Origin of the sequence: Streptomyces sp. NPDC048002, from assembly GCF_040653275.1 — a bacterium.
GTDB lineage: Bacteria > Actinomycetota > Actinomycetes > Streptomycetales > Streptomycetaceae > Streptomyces.
Genome location: NZ_JBEZNL010000003.1, coordinates 350,976 through 371,066, shown reverse-complemented (window position 1 = coordinate 371,066; position 20,091 = coordinate 350,976). Strand labels below are relative to the sequence as shown.

The following is a 20,091-nucleotide window of genomic DNA, read 5'->3' as shown; positions in this document are numbered from 1 at the left end:
GCGGGGTGGGTCGGGCGGGGGCTGGTTGCTAAAAGTACCAACGCGGCACTGGTACCAACGCACCGCTGGAGCCCCAGGTTCCATGGATGCGCACAGGATGCGCTGTGCCCCCGCCCGGACAAAGCTGTGAACCATGGGTATCGATGAGTACGGCGGCGGGCAGGGCCCCCAGGCCGACGTCCTGGTGGTCACCACGAACGACGTACCCGGCCACCGGGTGCAGGAGGTCATCGGTGAGGTCTTCGGGTTGACGGTGCGCTCCCGGCACCTGGGCAGCCAGATCGGCGCCGGCCTGAAGTCGATGATCGGCGGCGAGCTGAAGGGGCTCACCAAGACGCTCGTGCAGACCCGCAACCAGGCCATGGAACGGCTGGTGGAGCAGGCACGCGCGCGGGGGGCCAACGCCGTCCTGGCCTTCCGCTTCGACGTGACCGACGCCGCGGACGCGGGCACCGAGGTGTGCGCCTACGGGACGGCCGTGATCCTGACCCGGGAGTAGGCCGGGACCACGGCCGTTACCGGGACCACGGCCGATACCGGCACCGGTTCCGGAACTGGGACCGGGCCCGGGACCGGTCCCGGGGTCACTCGGCGCTGCGGGCCGCGTTCGCTCTGATCGCGTCCCGCAGGTGCTCGGCCAGGCCCGGACGCATGCCGTCGTAGAACGCCTTGAAGCGCTCGTCCGCGACGTACATGTCCCCCAGGCACCGGTGCATTTCGTACGGGCAGTCGTAGAACCAGGTGCAGATGTGCCGGCGGTGCTCCTCGGCCAGGTCCATCGCGGCCCCGCCGGACGGGGGTTCACCGCTTGCCATCAGGGCCGAGTAGCGCTCGCTCCACTCGGCCACCTCGGCCTGCATGCGTTTCCAGTCGTCCTTGGTGTAGCGCGCGGCGCGGCGCTGCGACTCGGCGTACGCGTCCGTGCCGCCCCAGCGCGCCTCCGCCTCCTCCGCGTACTGCTCGGGGTCCTTGTCCCCGAAGACCTCGAACCGCTCCTGAGGGGTGAGGTTGATGCCCATTCTGCGTGCCTCCATGGCCTGTTCCACGGCCGCCGCCATCTTCCGCAGCTTCTCGATCCGGGCGGTCAGCAGCTCGTGCTGGCGGCGCAGGTGCGCGCGCGGGTCGGTGTCCGGATCGTCGAGCAGGGCGGCGACCTCGTCGAGCGGGAAACCGAGCTCCCGGTAGAACAGGATTCGTTGCAGCCGGTCGAGGTCGTCGTCGCCGTAGCGCCGGTGACCCGCGTGGCTGCGCTCGCTGGGCGCGAGCAGGCCGATGTCGTCGTAGTGGTGCAAGGTGCGCACCGTCACTCCGGCGAAGCCGGCGACCTGTCCCACGGAGTAGCTCACTTCGTCCGCTCCCTTCTCGGTACGCCTTCCACGGTGCTCCCTCACGCCGCGTGAGGTGCAAGCCCCGGGCGCCCCACATCCCTTCCGCCTGCTTAGACCGCTTTGTCCGCTTATCGTTTTCTCGTGGCTCAGGACTCCGCGCCGCAGGCGCCCGCGGCCCCCGCGACCCCGGCACGCACCCTGCTGCCGCTGATCCTCCCCGCCCTGGTGGTGGGCGTGGCTGCCAGCCTGCTGCTCCTCGGTGTGAGCGCGGCGGCCGAGGCCCTCCAGGACGTGCTGTGGCAGACCCTGCCCGACGCACTCGGCGTCGGCCGCTACTCGGTGCTCTGGATGCTGGTGATGCTCACCGCCACCGGGGTGGCGGTGGGTCTGGTGGTGTGGAAGGTGCCCGGCCACGCCGGACCCGATCCGGCCACCACCGGTCTGGACGCACCCGTCCTGCCGATCGTCGTCCTGCCGGGTCTGCTGCTGGCCACCGCCCTGATGCTCGCCGGCGGTCCGAGTCTCGGCCCGGAGAACCCGATCATCGCCGTCAATGTGGGGCTGGCGTTCTGGGTCGGCCGCCGGTACCTGCCGAGGGCGCCCGGTTCGCTGTGGCCGGTGCTCGCCGAGGCCGGGACCATCGGCGCCCTGTTCGGCACGCCCGTGGCGGCGGCGCTGGTGATCTCCGAGGCGCTGGCCGGGCGCCAGGTCCGGGGCGCGCTCTGGGACAACGTCTTCGCCCCGCTGATGGCGGCCGCGGCCGGCGCGATGACCACCGCGCTGCTGGACGAGCCGACCTTCGACCTCGGGCTGCCCGCCTTCGACCATCCCGGCTGGAGCGATCTGCTGGCCGCCCTGGTGATCGCCTCGGTCAGCGCGGTGCTCGGCATGGCAGCCGTGTACGCCTTCCCGCACGTCCATGCCGCCTTCGCCAAGCTGCGGCACCCGATGCTGATGCTCCCGGTGGGCGGTTTCGTCCTGGGGCTGCTGGGGGCCCTGGGCGGCCATCTGACGCTCTTCAAGGGGCTGGAGGAGGTCGGGGAGCTGGCGGCCGATCCCGACGGCTGGTCGGCGGGCGAGTTCGCGACGATGGCGGTGGTCAAGCTGGCGGCTCTGATCGTCGCCGCCTGCTGCGGCTTCCGGGGCGGACGGATCTTCCCGGCGGTGTTCGTGGGCGTGGCCCTCGGGCTGTGCGCCCATGCCCTGGTCCCCGGCGTGCATCCGTCGCTCGCGGTGTCAGCCGGTGTGCTCGGCGTCCTCCTCGCCATCACCCGGCAGGGCTGGGTGAGCCTGTTCACCGCGGCCGTGCTGGTGTCCTCCCCGGCCATCCTCGCCCTGCTGTGCATCGCCTCGCTGCCCGCCTGGCTGCTGGTCACCGGCCGTGCCCAGATGCAGCTGCGCGAGGACGGCACCCCGGTCCGCTGAACTCCCCCACCCGCAAGGAGACCTCCATGGCACTGCACAAGGGACCCGAGAGCCCCGACGGCCGCCCCCGCACCGTCAACCCCTTCTACGGCGAGGCCAATCCGGTCAGCGGCATGACCGAGGCGCCTCCCGACCACCGGCTGCCGGACACTCCGCTGACACCGTCCACGGCCTACCAGCTCGTCCACGACGAGCTCATGCTGGACGGCAACTCCAGGCTGAACCTGGCCACCTTCGTCACCACCTGGATGGAGCCGCAGGCCGGGGTGCTGATGGCGGAGTGCCGGGACAAGAACATGATCGACAAGGACGAGTACCCGCGCACCGCCGAGCTGGAGCGGCGGTGCGTGGCGATGCTCGCCGATCTGTGGCACGCCCCCGATCCCTCGGCCGCCGTGGGCTGTTCCACGACCGGTTCGAGCGAGGCGTGCATGCTCGCGGGCATGGCGCTCAAGCGGCGGTGGAGCAAACGGAACACCGGCGGCCGGCCCAACCTGGTGATGGGCATCAACGTCCAGGTCTGCTGGGAGAAGTTCTGCAACTTCTGGGAGGTGGAGGCCCGGCTGGTTCCCATGGAGGGCGAGCGCTTCCACCTCGACCCGCAGGCCGCCGTCGACCTGTGCGACGAGAACACCATCGGCGTGGTCGGCATCCTCGGCTCCACCTTCGACGGGTCCTACGAGCCCATCGCCGACCTCTGCGCGGCCCTGGACGCCCTCCAGGAGCGCACCGGGCTCGACATCCCGGTGCACGTGGACGGGGCGTCCGGCGCGATGGTCGCGCCCTTCCTGGACGAGGACCTGGTCTGGGACTTCCGCCTCCCGCGGGTGGCGTCCATCAACACCTCGGGGCACAAGTACGGGCTGGTCTACCCGGGGGTCGGCTGGGCGCTGTGGCGGGACCGGGAGGCGCTGCCCGAGGAGCTGGTGTTCCGTGTGAACTATCTGGGCGGCGACATGCCGACCTTCGCGCTGAACTTCTCGCGGCCCGGCGCCCAGGTCGTCGCGCAGTACTACACCTTCCTCCGGCTCGGCCGCGAGGGGTACCGGGCCGTGCAGCAGACCTCTCGGGACGTCGCCGGGCACCTCGCCGGGCGTATCGAGGCACTTGGTGACTTCCGGCTGCTCACCCGGGGCGACCAGCTGCCGGTCTTCGCCTTCACCACGGCACCCGACGTGAAGGCGTACGACGTCTTCGACGTCTCCCGCAGGCTGCGAGAGCAGGGCTGGCTGGTGCCCGCGTACACCTTCCCGCCGAACCGGGAGGACCTGTCCGTACTGCGGGTGGTGTGCCGCAACGGCTTCTCCACCGACCTCGCGGCCCTGCTCCTGGACGACCTGGAGCGGCTGCTGCCGGAACTGCGCCGCCAGACGGGCCCCCTGGGACAGGACACGGCGCAGGCCACCTCCTTTCATCACTGACCCGCTCATCACCGGCCCCTTTCACCCTCGGACCGCGCCCGGGCGCGGGCGGTCCGCGGCGGGAAGCAGTCAGTCGTCGTTCCTGATGCTGCTTCTGATACACCGCGGACCGGCCCGGGGTTCCACGTCCCGGCGGACTACTCCCGCATCACTTGCTCAGCCCCGCGAACTTCCGCACCGCCAGCGGGAAGAACACCGCGAGCAGCGCCAGCGACCAGCCGACCGCCGGCCACACGTGCCCCGCCTCTCCGCCGGGCCCGCCGAACAGGTCCCGTACCGCCGTCGCCGTGTGCGACATGGGGTTCCACTCGACGACCGTGCCCAGCCAGCCGGGCATGGACTCGGGGGTGGCGAAGGCGTTGGACAGGAAGCCGACCGGCCAGACCAGGATCTGCACCGCCTGCACCATCTCCGGCTTCCCCGCGACCAGCGCCAGATGAATGCCGATCCACAGCATCGCGAAGCGGAAGAGGAGCAGCAGGCCGATCGCGCCGACGAAGCCCGCCGCCCCGCCGTGCGCCCGCCAGCCCAGCGCGAGCGCGACGCCGATCATGAGCAGCAGGGCGAGCGCCGACTGGAGCATGTCGGCGGCCGAACGGCCCACGAGCACGGACCCGTCGGCCATCGGCATCGAGCGGAAGCGGTCGATCACGCCCTTGTTGAGGTCCGCGGTGACGGCGAGCATCGTGCCCTCCAGGCCGAAGGCCATGGTGAGCGCGAGCATGCCGGGCACCAGATAGTCGAGGTAGTCGCCGCCGACGCCCCGGCCGCCGCCGATCAGGTAGCCGAACATCAGCAGCAGCATCACCGGGAAGACCAGCCCGACGGCCACCTGGGCCGGCTGCCGTGCCCAGTGGGCGAGTTCACGGCGGGTCATGGTCCAGGAGTCGGTCAGCGCGTACGAGGTCACACGGTCTCCTTCACTCGGGGGTCACCGGTGAGGTGCAGGAACACCTCGTCCAGGGTGGGGCGGCGCAGGGCGATGTCCTCCGCCTCGATTCCGGCCTCCTGAAGGGCCCGGACGACGCCGGAGAGGGCCGCCATCCGGTCGGCGACCGGAGCGCTGAGCAGACGGCGGTCGGTGTCGACCCGGACGCCCGCCGCGCCGAACGGCAGCAGGGCGACGGCGGCGCCCAGTTGTCCCGCCTCGCGCAGGACGACGTCGATGCGGTCGCCGCCGATCACGGCCTTCAGTTCGTCGGCCGTGCCGTCGGCGACGACCCGCCCGGCGTCGACCACCGAGATCCGGTCGGCGAGTTGGTCGGCCTCCTCCAGGTACTGCGTGGTGAGCAGGACCGTCGTACCGCCACCGACCAGGGAGCGGACCGCGCTCCACACCTCGGCGCGGCCGCGCGGGTCGAGGCCGGTCGTGGGTTCGTCCAGGAACAGCACCTCCGGGTCGGTGATCAGGGACGCGGCCAGGTCCAGGCGGCGGCGCATTCCGCCGCTGTACTGCCGTACGGCCTTGCGGCCGGTGTCGGCGAGACCGAAGCGCTCCAGGAGTTCGTCGGCCCGCACGCGCGCGTGGCGGGCGCCCAGGTGGTACAGCCGGCCGAACATCTCCAGGTTCTGCCGGCCGCCGAGCTCCTCGTCGAGGGCCGCGTGCTGGCCGAGCAGGCCGATGCGGAAGCGGACCGCCCGGGCCTCGGTCAGCACGTCGTGCCCGGCCACCTCGACGCGGCCGGCGTCCGGCCGGACCAGGGTGGAGAGGATGCGGACCAGGGTGGTCTTGCCCGCGCCGTTGGGTCCGAGCACCCCGTGCACCGTGCCCCGCGCGACCTTGAGATCGAGCCCGTCCAGTGCCTTCTTCTCGCCGTACGTCTTCGTTGCGCCCTCGACGGTGATCGCCGTTTCGGCCACGGACCCTCCTTCGCTAGTCAAACTTGACTACCAGCGGGAGGGTAATACCCTCCCCTCCAGTCGTCAAACTTGATTAGCGAGCATCCCCCGGATGCGGCTCCCCGGTCGCGTACGGGTTCTCCTGGCCCTCGACGAGGACCCCGACGAACGGTTCGCCCTCACCCGCGAAGGTGTACGCGCCGCCCTCGATCCGCTCGATCAGCCCCTGGGTCCACTCGGTCTCGGCGTCCGCCGTGTGGACCCAGAGGTTCATGATCTCGCCGATGTGGCCGAGCTGGCCGGGGCCTTCCTCCGGGACGTAGTGCTCGGTGACCGCCGAGCGCCACTCCTCGCCGCGCCGGATGCGCTCCTTGAGCAGCGCCACGGCCTCGGCGCGCGGCAGGTCGACCATGAAGCCGAGTGCCGCCGACTTCACGTCCATCTTCTGGTCGTAGGAGGTCAGCGCCTCACGGACCAGCCGGAGGAATTCCTCGGTGCCCTGCTCGGTGATCTCGTACTCGGTCCGGGGCGGGCCGCCGGCCGTGGACGGCGCGATCTCGTGCGCGTGCAGCAGGCCCTGTTTCGCCATCTGCTTCAGCGCGTGGTAGATCGAGCCGGGCTTGGCGTTGGACCACTCGTGCGCGCCCCAGTACTCCAGGTCGTTGCGGACCTGGTAGCCGTGGGCCCGCCCGTGCTGGCGGACCGCGCCGAGCACGAGAAGACGGATCGCTGACATGCGGTCCAGATTATGACCTCGACATTCGGCGCAGGTCGTGCCCTCGGCATTCGGCGCGGGTCACGCCGCCCTCGGCGTTCGGCGCGGGTCACGCCGCCCTCGGCGTTCGGCGCGGGTCACGCCGCCCTCGGCATTCGGCGCGGGTCACGCCGCCCTCGGCGTTCAGCGCGGGTCGTGCCCTCGGCGTTCCCCTCAGGCCGTGCCCTCGGAATCGCCCTGAGCGAGGGCGACCAGTTCGAACGCCGTCTTCCCGTCCAGCGACTCACGGATGATGTCGGCGTGACCGGCGTGCCGGGCGGTCTCGCGGATCAGGTGCAGCGCCACCCAGCGCATCGACACGCGCCCCTCCGGCGGGAACCAGGGCTGGTCGGGCAGCGCGAAGGTGTCGTCCAGGCTGGGCACCGAGCGGATGAACGCCTCCGTCTCGGCGGCGACCTTGTCCCAGTACGCCAGCTGCGAGGCCACCGTCTCGCCGTCGACCAGGACGAAGCACTCGTGCCAGTTGGTCTCGTCGCGCCGCACCGCCGGCTCCTCGCCGCGGGCCCGCGCGATCCAGCCCTGCTCGACCTCCGCCACATGCTTGACCAGACCGGCGAGGGACAGCTCGCTCGCGCTGGGGCGGCGCGACGCCTGCTCGTCGGTCAGGCCCAGCACGGCCCGGCGGATACCACCGCGCTGCTCAGCCAGGAAGTTGAGCAGCGCGCCGCGCTCGTCTCCGTGCGCCTCTGCGGGAACGTGGGTGACCATGGGCGGCCGCCTTTCTTCGCGGGTGAACCGGGGCCCTCGGGCCTCCTGACACCCACGAAGCTACGGGCCATCGAGGTCAGTTTCTGTCCTCGATGGCCCGACGTGGCGAAATGAATCAGAAAGCGGATCCGAGAACGGATCAGGGAACGGATCCGAGAACGGATCAGAACGGGAAGCCGCTGCGCCCGTGCTGCACCGAGATCCACTTCAGCGTGGTGAACGCGTCCAGCATCGTCTCGCCGTTCAGCCGGCCCACACCGGAGGCCTTCTCACCGCCGAAGGGGACGATCGGCTCGTCGTGCACGGTGCCGTCGTTCACGTGGAACATGCCGGTGTCGATCTGCTTGGCGAAGGCGACGCCGCGCTCGATGTCACCGGTGTGCACGGCGCCGCTGAGGCCGTACGGGGTGTCGTTGACGAGGCGGACGGCCTCCTCCTCGCCGTCGAACGGGATGAGGAAGACGACCGGTCCGAAGACCTCCTGCCGCAGCAGCGGGGAGTCGGCCGGCAGGCCGGTCAGCACCGACGGCTCGACCAGGTTGTCGGTGGTCGTGCCGCGCACCAGGGCGGTCGCGCCCTCCGCGACGGCCTGCTCGACGACACCCGAAAGGGAGTCCGCCTGCGAGGAGTTGATGACCGGGCCGATCACGGTCTGCGGGTCGCGCGGGTCGCCCGCCTTGAGCGTGCGCACCTTGGCGACGAACTTCTCGCTGAACGCGTCGGCGACCGAGCGGTCGACCAGGACGCGGTTGGCGGCCATGCAGACCTGGCCCTGGTGGACGAAGCGGCTGAAGACCGCGGCGTCCACGGCGTAGTCCAGGTCGGCGTCGTCGAGGACCACCAGCGCGCTGTTGCCGCCGAGTTCGAGGACCGAGCGCTTGAAGTGCGAGGCGCAGACGGTGGCGACGTGGCGGCCGACCTTGTCGGAGCCGGTGAAGGAGATGACCTTCGGGATCGGGTGCTCGATGAAGGCGTCACCGATCTCGGCTATGTCGGTCACGACGACGTTGAGCAGACCGCCGGGCAGGCCCGCGTCCTCGAAGAGCTTCGCCACCAGCGTGCCGCCGACGATCGGGGTGTTCTGGTGCGGCTTGAGGACGACGCCGTTGCCGAGCGCGAGGGCCGGGGCCACCGACTTCAGCGACAGCAGGAAGGGGAAGTTGAAGGGGCTGATCACACCGACGACCCCGACCGGGACGCGGTAGACGCGGTTCTCCTTGCCGTCCACCGGCGAGGGGATGATCCGGCCCTCGGGACGCAGCGCCAGGTGGACCGCCTCGCGCAGGAACTCCTTGGCGAGGTGCAGCTCGAAGGCGGCCTTGAGCCGGGTGCCGCCCAGCTCGGCGATGATCATCTCGCTGATCTCCGCCTCGCGGTCCTCGATCAGCCTGAGCGCCTTCTCGAAGACGGCGCGACGCGCGTAGGCGTTGGTCGCGGCCCAGTCCTTCTGCGCGCGGGCGGCGGCCCGGTAGGCCTCATCCACCTCGTCGACCGTGGCGATCGTGATCGAGGCGAGCTTCTCCCCGTCGTACGGGTTGAAGTCGATGATGTCCCAGGAGCCGCTGCCCGGGCGCCACTCACCGTCGATGTACTGCTGGGCCAGGTCGGTGAAGTCCGACGACATGTGATCCCTCAATCCCTAGCGGACGCCCCTCGCGGACATCCCTGCGGACACCCGATCAGAACCTGATCGCCCCCGCGGTCTGCGGTCTGATCACACGTCATCGTACTTGTGTTTCAAGACAGTTGAAGGAGTCCTCGAAGAAGGTCGCGGCTCTCGTCCGGGCCCGGACTGTCGTGCTGGAGCTCCTTCAGCGCCTTCTCGTACTGGGCGACGTCCTCGTGCTTGTCCAGATACAGGGCGCTGGTCAGCTGCTCCAGGTAGACCACGTCCGACAGATCGGACTCGGGGAAGCTGAGGATGGTGAAGGCGCCGGACTCACCGGAGTGCCCGCCGAAGCCGAACGGCATGATCTGGAGCCGCACATTGGGGCGTTCGGAGATCTCGATCAGATGCTGGAGCTGACCGCGCATCACCTCGCGGTCGCCGTACGGACGGCGCAGGGCGGCCTCGTCGAGGACGATGTGGAACTCGGGGGCGTTCTCGTCGACCAGGTACTTCTGCCGCTCCAGACGCAGCGCCACCCGCCGCTCGACGTCGGCCTCGCTCGCGCCCTTCATACCGCGCCGGACGACGGCACGCGCGTACTCCTCGGTCTGGAGCAGGCCGTGCACGAACTGCACCTCGTACGCGCGGATCAGCGCGGCCGCGCCCTCCAGGCCGACGTAGGTGGGGAACCAGCTGGGCAGGACGTCGGAGTAACTGTGCCACCAGCCCGCGACGTTGGCCTCCTTGGCGAGGGAGAGCAGGGACATCCGCTCGGCCTCGTCGGTGATGCCGTACAGCGTCAACAGGTCTTCCACGTCCCTGGTCTTGAAGCTCACCCGGCCCAACTCCATCCGGCTGATCTTCGACTCGGACGCGCGGATCGAATATCCCGCTGCCTCACGGGTGATACCCCGCGCCTCACGCAGCCGCCTGAGTTGCGAGCCGAGCAGCATGCGCCGCACCACCGATCCGGGCTCTCCCGCGCTCACGTTCGCCAGCCTCCCCAACCTCTTCAGGGCCCGAAGTCTGCCACTAAAACACTCCGAGCTGTACTCGTCCGATTACACAGACGGAAAGAAGCCAAAGTTTTCTCTCAGGAAGGTCAGAGCGGAAGGCAAGCAGGCAGCACGAAGATGGCGGAAAAAATGGCCAACAAGCGGTACGGGAAGGCCCAATTCGGTCACGTGCACGTGCATCTGCCCTTGCATCTGCTGTACGCATCCGAAACCATGGTCCCGCGCAACCGCTGCATCGCAACGACCGCGAATTCCCGGGAGTGCCTCGCATGGGGACGAATGGATCGACCATGCTCGAGCCGTTACGGCAGGGCCTTCCGCCGCTGGATCCCGCGGCCGTGTCCAACGCCGCCTCCTGCGCCCTCCCGGCCCGCTACGAAGCGGTGCGCGAGGCGCGGCAGTTCACCCGAAGAACACTGGACCAGTGGGACATAGGCGAGCGCTTCGACGACGTCTGCCTGGTGGTGTCCGAACTCGTCACCAACGCGCTGCGGCACGGTCTGCCCCTTCCGCACCGGAACTCCTCGGCCGAGGGCCGGCGCGGCGGACCCTGCGACCAGGACCACGCGCGCGTGTCCGAGCAGACGCCGCCCGTGCGGCTGCACCTGATGCGGTGGACCGAGCGACTGGTGTGCGCGGTGCGCGACCCCAGCCACGACAGCCCCGTCGCCCAGGACTCGGACGACTTCTCGGCCGAGTCGGGCCGCGGACTGTTCCTGGTGGACTCCTTCGCCGACAGCTGGGGCTGGCACCCGCTGGCGGGCACGCTCAACGGCAAGGTGGTCTGGGCGCTGTTCCGGCTGCCGCACGAGCCGCAGCCCAGCCCTGCCGAATGACGGGCCGCGGCGCTTCACCGCGCCGCGGCTCTACGCGCGTAACCGGCCGAACACGCCCTGTAATGGGGGTGAATGTGCCGGAAGGCTCCGCGTGCCGCCCGCTCGGGCGTCAGCCCGCTATCAGGTGGTCGAACTCGCCGTCCTTGATGCCCAGGAGCATCGCCTCGATCTCGGCGCGGGTGTACACGAGCGCCGGACCGTCCGGGAACCGCGAGTTGCGCACGGCGACATCGCCGCCGGGCAGCCGGGCGAACTCCACGCAGGAACCCTGCGAGTTGCTGTGCCGGCTCTTCTGCCACGCGACACCGTCGAGCCGGGTCGCGGCCATGCCGTTGTACACGCCGGACGCGTCTTCAACGTCGTACACGTCGTGGTCCACAGGTCGCTCCCCGCGTGGTGCACTGGCTGGTGAGGCCATTGATGCAGTGGTCAACTGACCCGGATCATAACCCTGTTCATGTGCAGATGCATGAGCGAATGCACGGGCAGATGCACGTGCACGCGGGGTGTTCCCGTGGTTACAGCCGCCGTGCGCTTCAGCGAAGCCGTTCCAGTGTCTCCCCCGGGCCCGCAGGACATCCGAACACCATCCCCCGTCCATGATCTTCCGAGCCTCAACCGAACCGCTTCGTCCCGATCATCCGGATCATGCAGATCATTCGGATCGTCCAGATCATTTGGATCATGCGGATCGTCCGGATCGAATCCTCCGTGCACTAGGAACAGACGCGTACCACGCTCTTCCTGTTCCAACCTTCCGTCGACGGTCGAAGATGCGGATCCGGCCGTTCCGCGTCCATCCGGCGGACGCTCGGCATCCGCTCGTTGCCGTAGTCGAGCACATCGACCTCGACGACGTCTGGGAAGCCGGGATCGGGGCGGGGCGCCGAGGTCATGCGGCAGCCGGGTCCGACCTGGAGTCGGACGGCTTGTGCGCCTGGCATCTGCCACGCGGCGAGCAGCCCGGGATCGGCCGGTGTGCGCCGGACCCCGGCGGGCGGGCGCGGGAAGGACCGGTCGACCGGGCTTACCGGGAGGCCGCCATCGGATGCGTTGCCCAGGTCGGGCCATCGTCGGACATAAGGTGCAGCAGGGCGCCCGGCGACTTCGGACAGACGTGCCGGAACCGCTCGTACGGATGGGGCCGGTCCTGTACGTCGGGGAGCGGAGCCGCCTCCGGTCGGGACGTGCGCCATCGGCCGCGGGGCTCCCTCGTGGCCGCTGGGCGCTCGGTCGGCGGTCGAGGCCGGCGGTCCGGGGGTCGGGGGCGTTCTGATCGGGGTTACGTGCTGGTAGCTTCTGGCGTCGTAGTGTCCGATCCGGCCACCCTGGGGGCTTGCAGTGACTTCGGCGACGTACGCGCGCGTGGCGCGCAGGCGGGTGCGGATCGTGGCCGCGGCCGCGGGGCTCGTGGGTGCGCTCGTGCTGAGCGGGTGCAGTGGCGACGGCTCCTCCGACGACTCCTCGGACGGCTCCTCGCCGAGCGCGAGCGCGAGCGCCGCGCCGTCCGGCAGCGGGGACGCCGACACCGGCGGGAGCGGCGGCGGTACGGCTTCGCCGGTGAGCGGCCTGGAGGGCAGCTGGCTCGCGACGACCGACGGCGACGCCGTGGCGCTCATGGTCACCGGCGACAAGGCCGCGCTCTTCGCGACCGGCGGCACGGTGTGCAGCGGCACCGTCGGCGAGAAGATCGAGCTGGCCTGCGGCGACGAGAAGGACAACGAGCGGGCGAGCGGCACGGTCGACTCCGTGGACGCCGAGACCCTCAAGGTCACCTGGGACAGCGACCTCGGCACCGAGACGTACCGGAAGGCCGAGGGCGCCACCCTGCCCTCCGGACTGCCGACGGCGGGTCTCGGCCAGTAGGTACCCGTGCCGGGCGACTGGTCTCGGCCAGTGGGCGCGCGTGCCGGGCGGGCTGGTCTCAGCCAGTGGGTACGCGTGCCGGGCGGGCTGGTCTCGGCCAACGGCACGCGCGCGGGCCGTCCGCCGCGGCCCGGCAGATCACAGGGGTTCGGCAACCGGTCCACAGCGGCATGCGTGATGATCGGTGCAGCGATCCGTCACGCACGCCCCAGAGGACACCACATGCGCGCCACCGCCCTCCCCCTCGCCACGACCTTCGCCGCGGCCCTCGCCGCAGCCCTTCTGCTGACCTCCTGCGGTGACAGCGGCGACGACGGTGCCGGTGGTGCCGGTGGTGACGAAGGGCAGAAGTCCGGCGGCGCGGGTGCCGCGGCCGCCTGTGTGATCGCCGACATGGAGGTGCAGGTCGGCCCGGCCAACGCCGCCCCGGCCGCCGGGGACACCGGCAACGTGCCCGTCACCCTCACCAACGAGGGCGCCGCGTGCGTCCTGGACGGACTGCCCACCGTGGCCCTGAAGGCGGACGGCACCTCCTCGGACGTGGCGGCCGACGAGGCGGCCACCGCGCGGAAGCAGACGCTGGCCGAGGGCGGCACCACGTCCTTCACCCTCACCTACGTGCTCGGGGAGGCGGGCGGCGCGCAGAGCCTCGCCGTGAAGACGGCCGAGTTCGGCCTGCCGGGCGCCGAGGGCACGCACGCCTTCCCCTGGTCGTACGGGGAGGTCGCGCTCAAGGGCGAGCAGCCGGACGCCACGGTGAGCGGGTTCCAGCAGGGCGACTGAGCCGGGCGCCGACTGGCGCGCCCAGTCCGGCAGGGCGGCGGAATCGGCGGCCGACGGGCGCGCGCTCAGTCCAGTCGGCGCCGGGACCTCACCTGGGCCCGGTCGGCCGCGTCGGAACCCTCGTTCCAGCCCGCCGCGTCGCTGACGCCGCGCAGCCGGGTCGTGGTGGTCTCGGGGAACATCCGGTCCAGTCGGGCGGTGACGGCGACCTCCCGGGAGGCCAGCACCGGCAGCAGATCGGCGCTGACCTGGGTCTCGGCGACCTGCGCGAGACGAGCCCCGACGCGGTGGGCGTAGGCGGCGAGGAAGGACTGCCGGAACGTCTTGGTGCGCCTGCGGCCACCCGCGCGCTGGGCCGCCTCGGCCTTCGCCATCGCCGTCTGCCCCTGGACGAGAAGCGAGGTGTAGAGCAGCTCGACGACCTCCAGGTCGGCCTCGAAACCCACCACGGTGGAGAAGCCGACGGGTTCGTTCCACACGGCGCGACAGTGGTTCGCGCCGGCCACCGCGTCCAGCAGGACCGCCTTGGCCTGCTCGTACGGCGGCTCGACCCCGATCCGGCAGGCGCCGGGGGCGTCGGGGGCCGGGGCGCGGGCGGACAGCAGGGCCTCGTCCACGCTGTGCCGGGCCATCAGCTCCTGTGCCTTGGCGGTCAGCGCCTCCGCCTCCTCGGGGAAGCCGGTCGCCTCCGCCTTGGCCAGCAGCGCGCGGATCCGGGTCAGCATCCGGGACTCGGGCGCGCGGGAGCGCTGCGGCTCGTCGAGCGGTTCGAGCCGCGGCAGACGCAGGAGCAGGCGGTACAGCTCCAGTACCGCGGTGGCGTGCGTGAAGCGGTCGGCGCGGGGCGCGGGCGCAGGGTCCAGGTCGTCGAGCTGCGCCCGCCAGCGCGGGCCGCGCGCCACGTCGTCCGGCGCCTGCGCGTGGACCAGGGCGGCCAGCAGGCGCAGGTGTACGTCGTCCAGGTCGCGGCGGACGATCCGTACGACGTCGGCGGGCTGCCAGCCGCGCCGCCAGGCCGCCGCGACGAACTCCCTCCCCCTGCGCTCCAGCTCCCCGTCCGCGCCCGCGTCGGCCGCGAGCAGGGAGGCACCGGTGTCCAGGGCCGTGTCGGAGTCCGTGTGGAGCGCGGCTTCGAAAGCCAGGTCGACGGTGCGGGGGGTGCTGGTCACGGGAGGATGGTGTCACGGGGGTGCGGGCGCGGCGGCGGGCCGGGCCCCTCCGCGCCGGAGCGGCCTCGGCGCAGGGAGCGGCCTCGGCGCAGGGAGCGGCCTCGGCGCAGGGAGCGGCCTCGGCGCAGGGAGCGGCCCGAGACAGGAGCGGCCCGTGACGGAAGCCGCTGTCGGAGAGCCCGGCGCCCTCACGAGGCAGGGGCATTGTCAGACCCCCCTGTCACACTCACGAACATGACCGACCGGTGGGCTCTCGCACCGGCCGAGGACGGCGGCGCGGAACTCGCCCCCCTCGGCCCGGAAGGGCTGCCCGCCGGACCGGTCGTGCGGGAGCCGGACCTCGCCGCGGCGGTGCGCGGCAGGCCGGAGGTCACCCGCTGGGTCTGGCGTTCCACCGCCGAGGTCTACCCGCGCCTGCTCGCCACGGGGGTGCGAGTGGAGCGGTGCTACGACCTCGAGGACGCCGAGACCCTCCTGCTCGGTCACGAGGGGCGGTACGGCGAACCCCGTTCCGCGGCGGCCGCCCTGGCCCGGCTGCGCGGCGGTCCCGTACCGCCCGATCCGCCCCAGCGGTCCGCCGAACCGGGCGCCCAGGACTCCCTGTTCGAACCGCGGGCGGAACACGTCCCGCTGACCGACCTGCTGGCCGTCTACGCCGAGCAGCAGCGCCGGCACGACAAGGCGGAGCACCCGGAGCGGATGCGGCTGCTGACGGCCGCGGAGTCGGCGGGGATGCTGGTGGCCGCCGAGATGAACCGCTCCGGGCTGCCGTGGAGCGCGGACGTCCACCGCCGGGTGCTGCACGAACTGCTCGGCGACCGGTACGCGGGCGGCGGGGAGCCCCGGCGGCTGGCCGAGCTGGCGGACGAGGTGTCCGCCGCCTTCGGACGCCGGGTACGGCCGGATCTGCCCGCCGACGTCGTCCGGGCCTTCGGCCAGGCCGGCATCAAGGTGCGGTCGACCCGCCGCTGGGAGATCGAGTCGCTCGACCACCCGGCGGTCGCCCCGCTGATCGAGTACAAGAAGCTGTACCGGATCTGGGTCGCCCACGGCTGGTCCTGGCTCCAGGACTGGGTCCGCGAGGGGCGCTTCCGGCCGGAGTTCCTCGCCGGCGGCACCGTCACCGGGCGCTGGGTGACCAACGGCGGGGGCGGGCTCCAGATCCCCAAGGTGATCCGGCGCGCCGTGGTCGCCGACCCGGGCTGGCGGCTGGTGGTCGCCGACGCCGACCAGATGGAACCGCGCGTCCTGGCAGCCATCTCGCGCGACCCCGGTCTGATGGAGGTGGCGGGGAGACCGGGCGACCTGTACCAGGCGGTGTCCGACCGGGCCTTCTCCGGCGACCGCGACCAGGCCAAGCTGGCGGTGCTCGGCGCGGTCTACGGCCAGACCTCCGGCGACGGCCTGAAGAACCTCGCCGCGCTCCGGCGCCGCTTCCCGCTCGCCGTGGCGTACGTCGACGACGCCGCCCGCGCCGGGGCGGAGGGGCGGCTGGTGCGCACCTGGCTGGGCCGGACCTGTCCGCCCGCGGCCGGAAGCGGCGAGGGCGCGGAGGAGGCGGGGATCCCCGTCGCCGACGACGACTCCGAGGACCGTCAGCAGTGGGTCCCGGGCTACGCCTCGACCGACGCCCGCGCGCGGGGCCGCTTCGCGCGCAACTTCGTCGTCCAGGGCAGCGCCGCCGACTGGGCCCTGCTGCTGCTCGCCGCGTTGCGCCGGTCCTGCGCGGGCATGGCGGCGGAGCTGGTCTTCTTCCAGCACGACGAGGTCATCGTGCACTGTCCCGGGGAGGAGGCGGAGGCGGTCGTGGCGGCGATCCGTGAGGCGGCCGAGCTGGCGGGGCGGCTGACGTTCGGGGAGACACCGGTGCGGTTCCCGTTCAGCACGGCGGTGGTGGAGTGCTATGCGGACGCGAAGTAGTCAGGCTTGCGGTGCCACGCCCACGCGAAATGATCAGGCGCGCGGCGCCACGCGGACGCTAGGCCATCAGGCGCGCAGTGCGTCGCCGACCTGACGTGATCAGGCTCGCCCGGCGGGCCGTTCGGCGAGCAGTTCGGTCAGCTCGGCGAGGACCGCCTTCTCGTCGGTGCCCTCCAGCGCATCCAGGGCCGTCCGCCAGGCCGCGTCGGCCTCTTCCAGGCGCCCCGCCTCGCGCAGCAGAAGTCCGTGCTGATGGCGGGCGAGGCCGCCGATGTAGCGGTCGGCACGGTCGTCGGCCCGGCACAGCAGCTCCGCGCACTCCCGTTCCGCCCGCCCGTTACGGCCCAGCAGCCGCAGCGAGCGGACCAGACCAAGCCTGGTCTGCGACTCCCCGTGCCAGTCGCCCTGGTCGACGAGGACGCGCAGGCTCTCCTCGAAGTGCCGGGCCGCCTCGGCGGGTTCACCGAGGGCGAGATGGGCGTAGCCGATGTTGCAGCGCGCGTAGAGCTGGACGAGGACGTTGCCGATCGTCTCGCCGATGGCCAGGGAGCGGCGGTGCTGTTCGATGGCGGCCCGCGGGTCGGTGTGCTCGTAGAGGTTGCCGAGGTGGCTGTGGGTCACGGCCTCGCCGTAGGGGTCGTTCAGCCGTCGCGAGTGGGCGAGGCTCTGGCGCAGGGCGCGGCCGGACTCCTCGTGGCGACCGAGTCCTTCGAGGAGCAGGCCCCGGTTGTTCAGGCAGCGGCGGACCCAGGAGACGACGCCGAGTCGCCGCCAGATCGTCAGGGCGCGGTCGTTGAGGGCGAGGGCCTCGTTCTGGCGGCCGGTCAGGAAGTGCACTCCGGCCAGGTCGCCCAGCGCGTACGCCTCGGCCGCCTCGTCGCCGAGCCGTCGTGCGACGCGCAGGGCCGCCTGGCCCAGGGCTTCCATCTCGGCGACCCGGCCGCCGCGCTGGAGGTAGGGGAAGATCAGCCGCAGCAGGGTGCTGACGCGGGAGGCGATCCGGGGATCGGGCGCGTCGGCGTACCGCTCGGCGAGCGCGACGATGTTCTCCAGTTCGGTGTCGGCCCACGCGAAGGCGGCCTCGGGGCTGTCGAAGGAGGGCGTGTCGCCGAGGTGGGCGGTGTGCTCGGCCGGCTGGCAGGGCGTGGGGCGCCGCCGGTCGTCCTGGTCGGGGCCGGGCTCGACGATCGCCGCGAGGGTGTGTTCGGCGAGGGCCGCGTACCAGTCCAGGGCGGCCTCGGCGACGGCGGCGCCGTCCGGGGTGGCGGCCAGTTCGCGGGCGAAGTCACGGACCAGGTCGTGCGGGACGTACCGGCCGAGCGCGCTCTCCTCCAGCAGCGCCACGTCGACGAGCCGGTCGAGGGCGCCCTCGGCGCGCCGGGTGCCGATGCCGCTGAGCCGGGCCAGCAGGGGCGCGCCGTACTCGGGCAGGTCGAGCGCGCCGATGCGGCGCAGGACGAGGGCGGCGTCCCGGTCGGCCTCGCGGTCCGACGCGGCGAGCGCGTCGTGCGCGACGGCCAGGGAGCTGCGGACGCTGAGGTCGTCGTACTCCAGGTGGTGCAGTCGGCCCTCGGTGGCGGTCAGTTGGCCGGCCAGCACCTCCGGGGTGAGGGCGCTGCGGGCGGCGAGCCGGGCGGCGACGACCCGCAGCGCGAGCGGAAGCCGGCCGGTGAGCCGCACCAGGGGGTGAGCGGCGTCGATTCCCTCGTCCCGGCCGGACACGGCCCGCAGCAGCGCGGCGCTGTCCTCGTCGGACAGGGGGGTGAGGGGGAATCGCCGGACGCCGTCGAGGGCGGCCAGGGAGGAACGGCTGGTGACGATCACGGCGCAGCCGGGGCCCGCGGGCAGCAGCGGGCGGACCTGGGCCGCGCTGGCCGCGTCGTCCAGGACCAGCAGGGTGCGGGTCGGGGCGAGCGTCGACCGCAGCAACGCGGCTGCGGCGTCGGGGTGTTCGGGGATGGCACGCGGGTCGGCGCCGACGTCCCGCAGCAGGGCGGCGAGGGCCTGCGCGGAGGTCAGGGGGGTCACGCCCGGGGTGGCGCCGTGCAGGTTGACGTAGAGCTGGCCGTCGGGGAAACGGCCGGTCAGGGCGTGGGCGATGTGCAGGGCCAGGGCGCTCTTGCCGATGCCGGCCATGCCGGTGAGGACGGCGACGGTCGGGCCGTGCTCGGTGAGGGTACGCCGGACGTGGTCGGCAAGCATGGTCCGGCCGGTGAAGTGAGCTGGCTGCGGCGGAAGTTGGGCCGGACGGGGACCGGACCGCGCCGGGGTCCCGGCGCCCGCGTCGACGGCACCCCGACGGCCGCCGTCCCGTGCGTCGCCCTCCTCCGGGGCTCCCCGCAGCACCTCCATATGGGCGCCGCGCACCGCGATGCCCGGCTCCACACCGAGTTCGTCCAGCAGTCGTTGCCGCAGGTCACGGTGGACGGCGAGGGCCTCGGCCCGGCGTCCGGAGCGGTGCAGGGCGAGCATCAGCTGCCGGTGGTACGCCTCGCGCAGCGGGTGTTCGGCGGCGAGGGCGGACAACTCCGGGAGCAGCGCGTCCGATCGGCCCTCGGCCACGGCCAACTCGGCGTCGTGGCGCCACTCCAGGAGGAGGAGCCGCGCCTCCCTCAGCCGCTCGACGAACGCGTAACCAGCCAGGTCGTCGGGGAGCCCGCTGAGCGGCGCGCCGCGCCACAGGGCGAGCGCAGAGGCGCACTCGCTCAGGACGCGCCGCCAGTCCCCGGCGCTGTGCGCCGCGCGCGCGGCGGCGGTGTGCGCCGCGAAGACCTGCACGTCCAGCTCGCCGTCGTCGACGTGCAGCAGATAGCCGGGCGACACGGCCCGCAGCCGTGCGGGGTCGTCGAGGAGCCGACGCAGCCGGGTGACGTGGTTGTGCAGGGAGGCGAGCGCGGAGGCGGGCGGCGCCCCACCCCACAGCGCGTCCTTGAGCGACTCGACGGAGACGGTACGGCCGGCTTCGAGCAGCAGGGCGGCGAGCAGGGCCCGCACCTTGGGGCTGCGGACGGGACGAGCCACGGTGCCGTCGCCGCCGTCGCCGCCGTCGCCGTAGAGCACCGGCGGCCCCAGCAGTCCGAAGCGCAGCTCGCAACGCTTCACGACGCCCTGTGCCTTCCCCCCGCCCGTCCGGGTGCGTGCCTCGGCGCAGCCCAGCCGCCCGTGGCGGATTTCCGCCCTTGGACGGCGGCATTCCGCCACCTTCCCCTAACGGCCAACCCGCAGGGATCCGCTACTCTTCCGGCCGTCCGGCACGATCGTCCGACGACTTCACGCCAATCGGCCGACGACGGCCCGGAGAACCGTTGGCCACATGTTAGCCATCCGTTGGCACGGCCTGATCTGATCAACGCATCGGATCCGGTCCGACGGTGCGCGCGTAAGACGCGTTGCTCG

Annotated in this window: 17 protein-coding genes; 7 read left to right on the top strand and 10 right to left on the bottom strand. The window is 72.1% G+C overall.

Annotation, left to right across the window (positions count from 1 at the left end; translation table 11 throughout):
* Positions 1 to 133 precede the first annotated feature (133 nt).
* Positions 134 to 499: a YbjQ family protein gene (locus AB0E07_RS07440; RefSeq protein WP_362247367.1), complete on the top strand. Its 366-nt coding sequence runs from the start codon at positions 134 to 136 to the stop codon at positions 497 to 499.
* Between the two features lie 85 nt (positions 500 to 584).
* Here AB0E07_RS07440 and AB0E07_RS07435 read toward each other — a convergent pair whose 3' ends face one another.
* Positions 585 to 1,346 carry a MerR family transcriptional regulator gene (locus tag AB0E07_RS07435; RefSeq protein ID WP_362247366.1) on the bottom strand — a complete coding sequence of 254 codons (762 nt, stop codon included), beginning with the start codon at positions 1,344 to 1,346 and terminating at the stop codon, positions 585 to 587.
* 123 nt (positions 1,347 to 1,469) lie between these two features.
* Between AB0E07_RS07435 and AB0E07_RS07430 the strand changes: the two genes are divergently transcribed.
* Together AB0E07_RS07430 and AB0E07_RS07425 are read left to right on the top strand one after the other, a co-directional pair.
* Positions 1,470 to 2,753 (top strand): ion channel protein, encoded by a 1,284-nt coding sequence (locus AB0E07_RS07430; RefSeq protein WP_362247365.1) that lies wholly within the window; start codon positions 1,470 to 1,472, stop codon positions 2,751 to 2,753.
* A 26-nt stretch (positions 2,754 to 2,779) separates the two neighbouring features.
* Positions 2,780 to 4,174 carry a glutamate decarboxylase gene (locus AB0E07_RS07425; RefSeq protein ID WP_362247364.1) on the top strand — a complete coding sequence of 465 codons (1,395 nt, stop codon included), beginning with the start codon at positions 2,780 to 2,782 and terminating at the stop codon, positions 4,172 to 4,174.
* 148 nt (positions 4,175 to 4,322) lie between these two features.
* Here AB0E07_RS07425 and AB0E07_RS07420 read toward each other — a convergent pair whose 3' ends face one another.
* The 6 genes from AB0E07_RS07420 to AB0E07_RS07395 form a co-directional block, all read right to left on the bottom strand.
* Positions 4,323 to 5,084 carry an ABC transporter permease gene (locus tag AB0E07_RS07420; protein WP_362247363.1) on the bottom strand — a complete coding sequence of 254 codons (762 nt, stop codon included), beginning with the start codon at positions 5,082 to 5,084 and terminating at the stop codon, positions 4,323 to 4,325.
* Positions 5,081 to 6,034, bottom strand: coding sequence for an ATP-binding cassette domain-containing protein (locus tag AB0E07_RS07415; RefSeq protein ID WP_362247362.1), 954 nt, complete (start codon positions 6,032 to 6,034; stop codon positions 5,081 to 5,083). The genes AB0E07_RS07420 and AB0E07_RS07415 overlap by 4 nt, the downstream gene beginning before the upstream one ends.
* Before the next feature lie 73 nt (positions 6,035 to 6,107).
* On the bottom strand, positions 6,108 to 6,749 hold the full coding sequence (locus AB0E07_RS07410; protein ID WP_362247361.1) for a PadR family transcriptional regulator: 642 nt from the start codon (positions 6,747 to 6,749) through the stop codon (positions 6,108 to 6,110).
* Positions 6,750 to 6,941: 192 nt separating this feature from the next.
* Complete coding sequence (locus AB0E07_RS07405; RefSeq protein ID WP_362247360.1) at positions 6,942 to 7,496, bottom strand: DinB family protein; 555 nt, start codon at positions 7,494 to 7,496, stop codon at positions 6,942 to 6,944.
* Positions 7,497 to 7,659: 163 nt separating this feature from the next.
* Positions 7,660 to 9,120 carry an aldehyde dehydrogenase family protein gene (locus AB0E07_RS07400; protein WP_362247359.1) on the bottom strand — a complete coding sequence of 487 codons (1,461 nt, stop codon included), beginning with the start codon at positions 9,118 to 9,120 and terminating at the stop codon, positions 7,660 to 7,662.
* Positions 9,121 to 9,233: 113 nt separating this feature from the next.
* A complete protein-coding gene (locus tag AB0E07_RS07395; protein ID WP_362247396.1) occupies positions 9,234 to 10,058 on the bottom strand; it encodes a helix-turn-helix transcriptional regulator in 825 nt (274 codons plus the stop codon).
* Between the two features lie 353 nt (positions 10,059 to 10,411).
* On the opposite strand from AB0E07_RS07395, the gene AB0E07_RS07390 reads away from it, so the two are divergent.
* Positions 10,412 to 10,957 carry an ATP-binding protein gene (locus AB0E07_RS07390; RefSeq protein ID WP_362247358.1) on the top strand — a complete coding sequence of 182 codons (546 nt, stop codon included), beginning with the start codon at positions 10,412 to 10,414 and terminating at the stop codon, positions 10,955 to 10,957.
* 109 nt (positions 10,958 to 11,066) lie between these two features.
* On the opposite strand, the gene AB0E07_RS07385 is transcribed toward AB0E07_RS07390, so the two are convergent.
* Complete coding sequence (locus AB0E07_RS07385; protein ID WP_362247357.1) at positions 11,067 to 11,336, bottom strand: DUF397 domain-containing protein; 270 nt, start codon at positions 11,334 to 11,336, stop codon at positions 11,067 to 11,069.
* A 962-nt stretch (positions 11,337 to 12,298) separates the two neighbouring features.
* Here AB0E07_RS07385 and AB0E07_RS07380 point away from each other — a divergent pair.
* Together AB0E07_RS07380 and AB0E07_RS07375 are read left to right on the top strand one after the other, a co-directional pair.
* A complete protein-coding gene (locus tag AB0E07_RS07380; RefSeq protein WP_362247356.1) occupies positions 12,299 to 12,823 on the top strand; it encodes a hypothetical protein in 525 nt (174 codons plus the stop codon).
* A 222-nt stretch (positions 12,824 to 13,045) separates the two neighbouring features.
* On the top strand, positions 13,046 to 13,606 hold the full coding sequence (locus AB0E07_RS07375; RefSeq protein ID WP_362247355.1) for a DUF4232 domain-containing protein: 561 nt from the start codon (positions 13,046 to 13,048) through the stop codon (positions 13,604 to 13,606).
* A 65-nt stretch (positions 13,607 to 13,671) separates the two neighbouring features.
* On the opposite strand, the gene AB0E07_RS07370 is transcribed toward AB0E07_RS07375, so the two are convergent.
* The gene (locus tag AB0E07_RS07370) at positions 13,672 to 14,775 is read right to left on the bottom strand and encodes a DUF2786 domain-containing protein (RefSeq protein WP_362247354.1); all 1,104 of its coding nucleotides are present in this window, start codon (positions 14,773 to 14,775) and stop codon (positions 13,672 to 13,674) included.
* A gap of 234 nt (positions 14,776 to 15,009) precedes the next feature.
* Between AB0E07_RS07370 and AB0E07_RS07365 the strand changes: the two genes are divergently transcribed.
* Entirely contained in the window at positions 15,010 to 16,695 is a 1,686-nt protein-coding gene (locus AB0E07_RS07365) for a bifunctional 3'-5' exonuclease/DNA polymerase (protein ID WP_362247353.1), read from the top strand.
* Positions 16,696 to 16,794: 99 nt separating this feature from the next.
* Here AB0E07_RS07365 and AB0E07_RS07360 read toward each other — a convergent pair whose 3' ends face one another.
* Positions 16,795 to 19,797 carry a BTAD domain-containing putative transcriptional regulator gene (locus tag AB0E07_RS07360; RefSeq protein WP_362247352.1) on the bottom strand — a complete coding sequence of 1,001 codons (3,003 nt, stop codon included), beginning with the start codon at positions 19,795 to 19,797 and terminating at the stop codon, positions 16,795 to 16,797.
* Positions 19,798 to 20,091 lie beyond the last annotated feature (294 nt).

Coding starts and splice junctions, on each gene's coding strand:
- AB0E07_RS07440 (WP_362247367.1), top strand. CDS start 134: ATGGGTATCGATGAGTACGGCGGCGGGCAGGGCCCCCAGGCCGACGTC.
- AB0E07_RS07425 (WP_362247364.1), top strand. CDS start 2,780: ATGGCACTGCACAAGGGACCCGAGAGCCCCGACGGCCGCCCCCGCACC.
- AB0E07_RS07410 (WP_362247361.1), bottom strand. CDS start 6,749: ATGTCAGCGATCCGTCTTCTCGTGCTCGGCGCGGTCCGCCAGCACGGG.
- AB0E07_RS07405 (WP_362247360.1), bottom strand. CDS start 7,496: ATGGTCACCCACGTTCCCGCAGAGGCGCACGGAGACGAGCGCGGCGCG.
- AB0E07_RS07400 (WP_362247359.1), bottom strand. CDS start 9,120: ATGTCGTCGGACTTCACCGACCTGGCCCAGCAGTACATCGACGGTGAG.
- AB0E07_RS07395 (WP_362247396.1), bottom strand. CDS start 10,058: ATGCTGCTCGGCTCGCAACTCAGGCGGCTGCGTGAGGCGCGGGGTATC.
- AB0E07_RS07390 (WP_362247358.1), top strand. CDS start 10,412: ATGCTCGAGCCGTTACGGCAGGGCCTTCCGCCGCTGGATCCCGCGGCC.
- AB0E07_RS07375 (WP_362247355.1), top strand. CDS start 13,046: ATGCGCGCCACCGCCCTCCCCCTCGCCACGACCTTCGCCGCGGCCCTC.
- AB0E07_RS07365 (WP_362247353.1), top strand. CDS start 15,010: ATGACCGACCGGTGGGCTCTCGCACCGGCCGAGGACGGCGGCGCGGAA.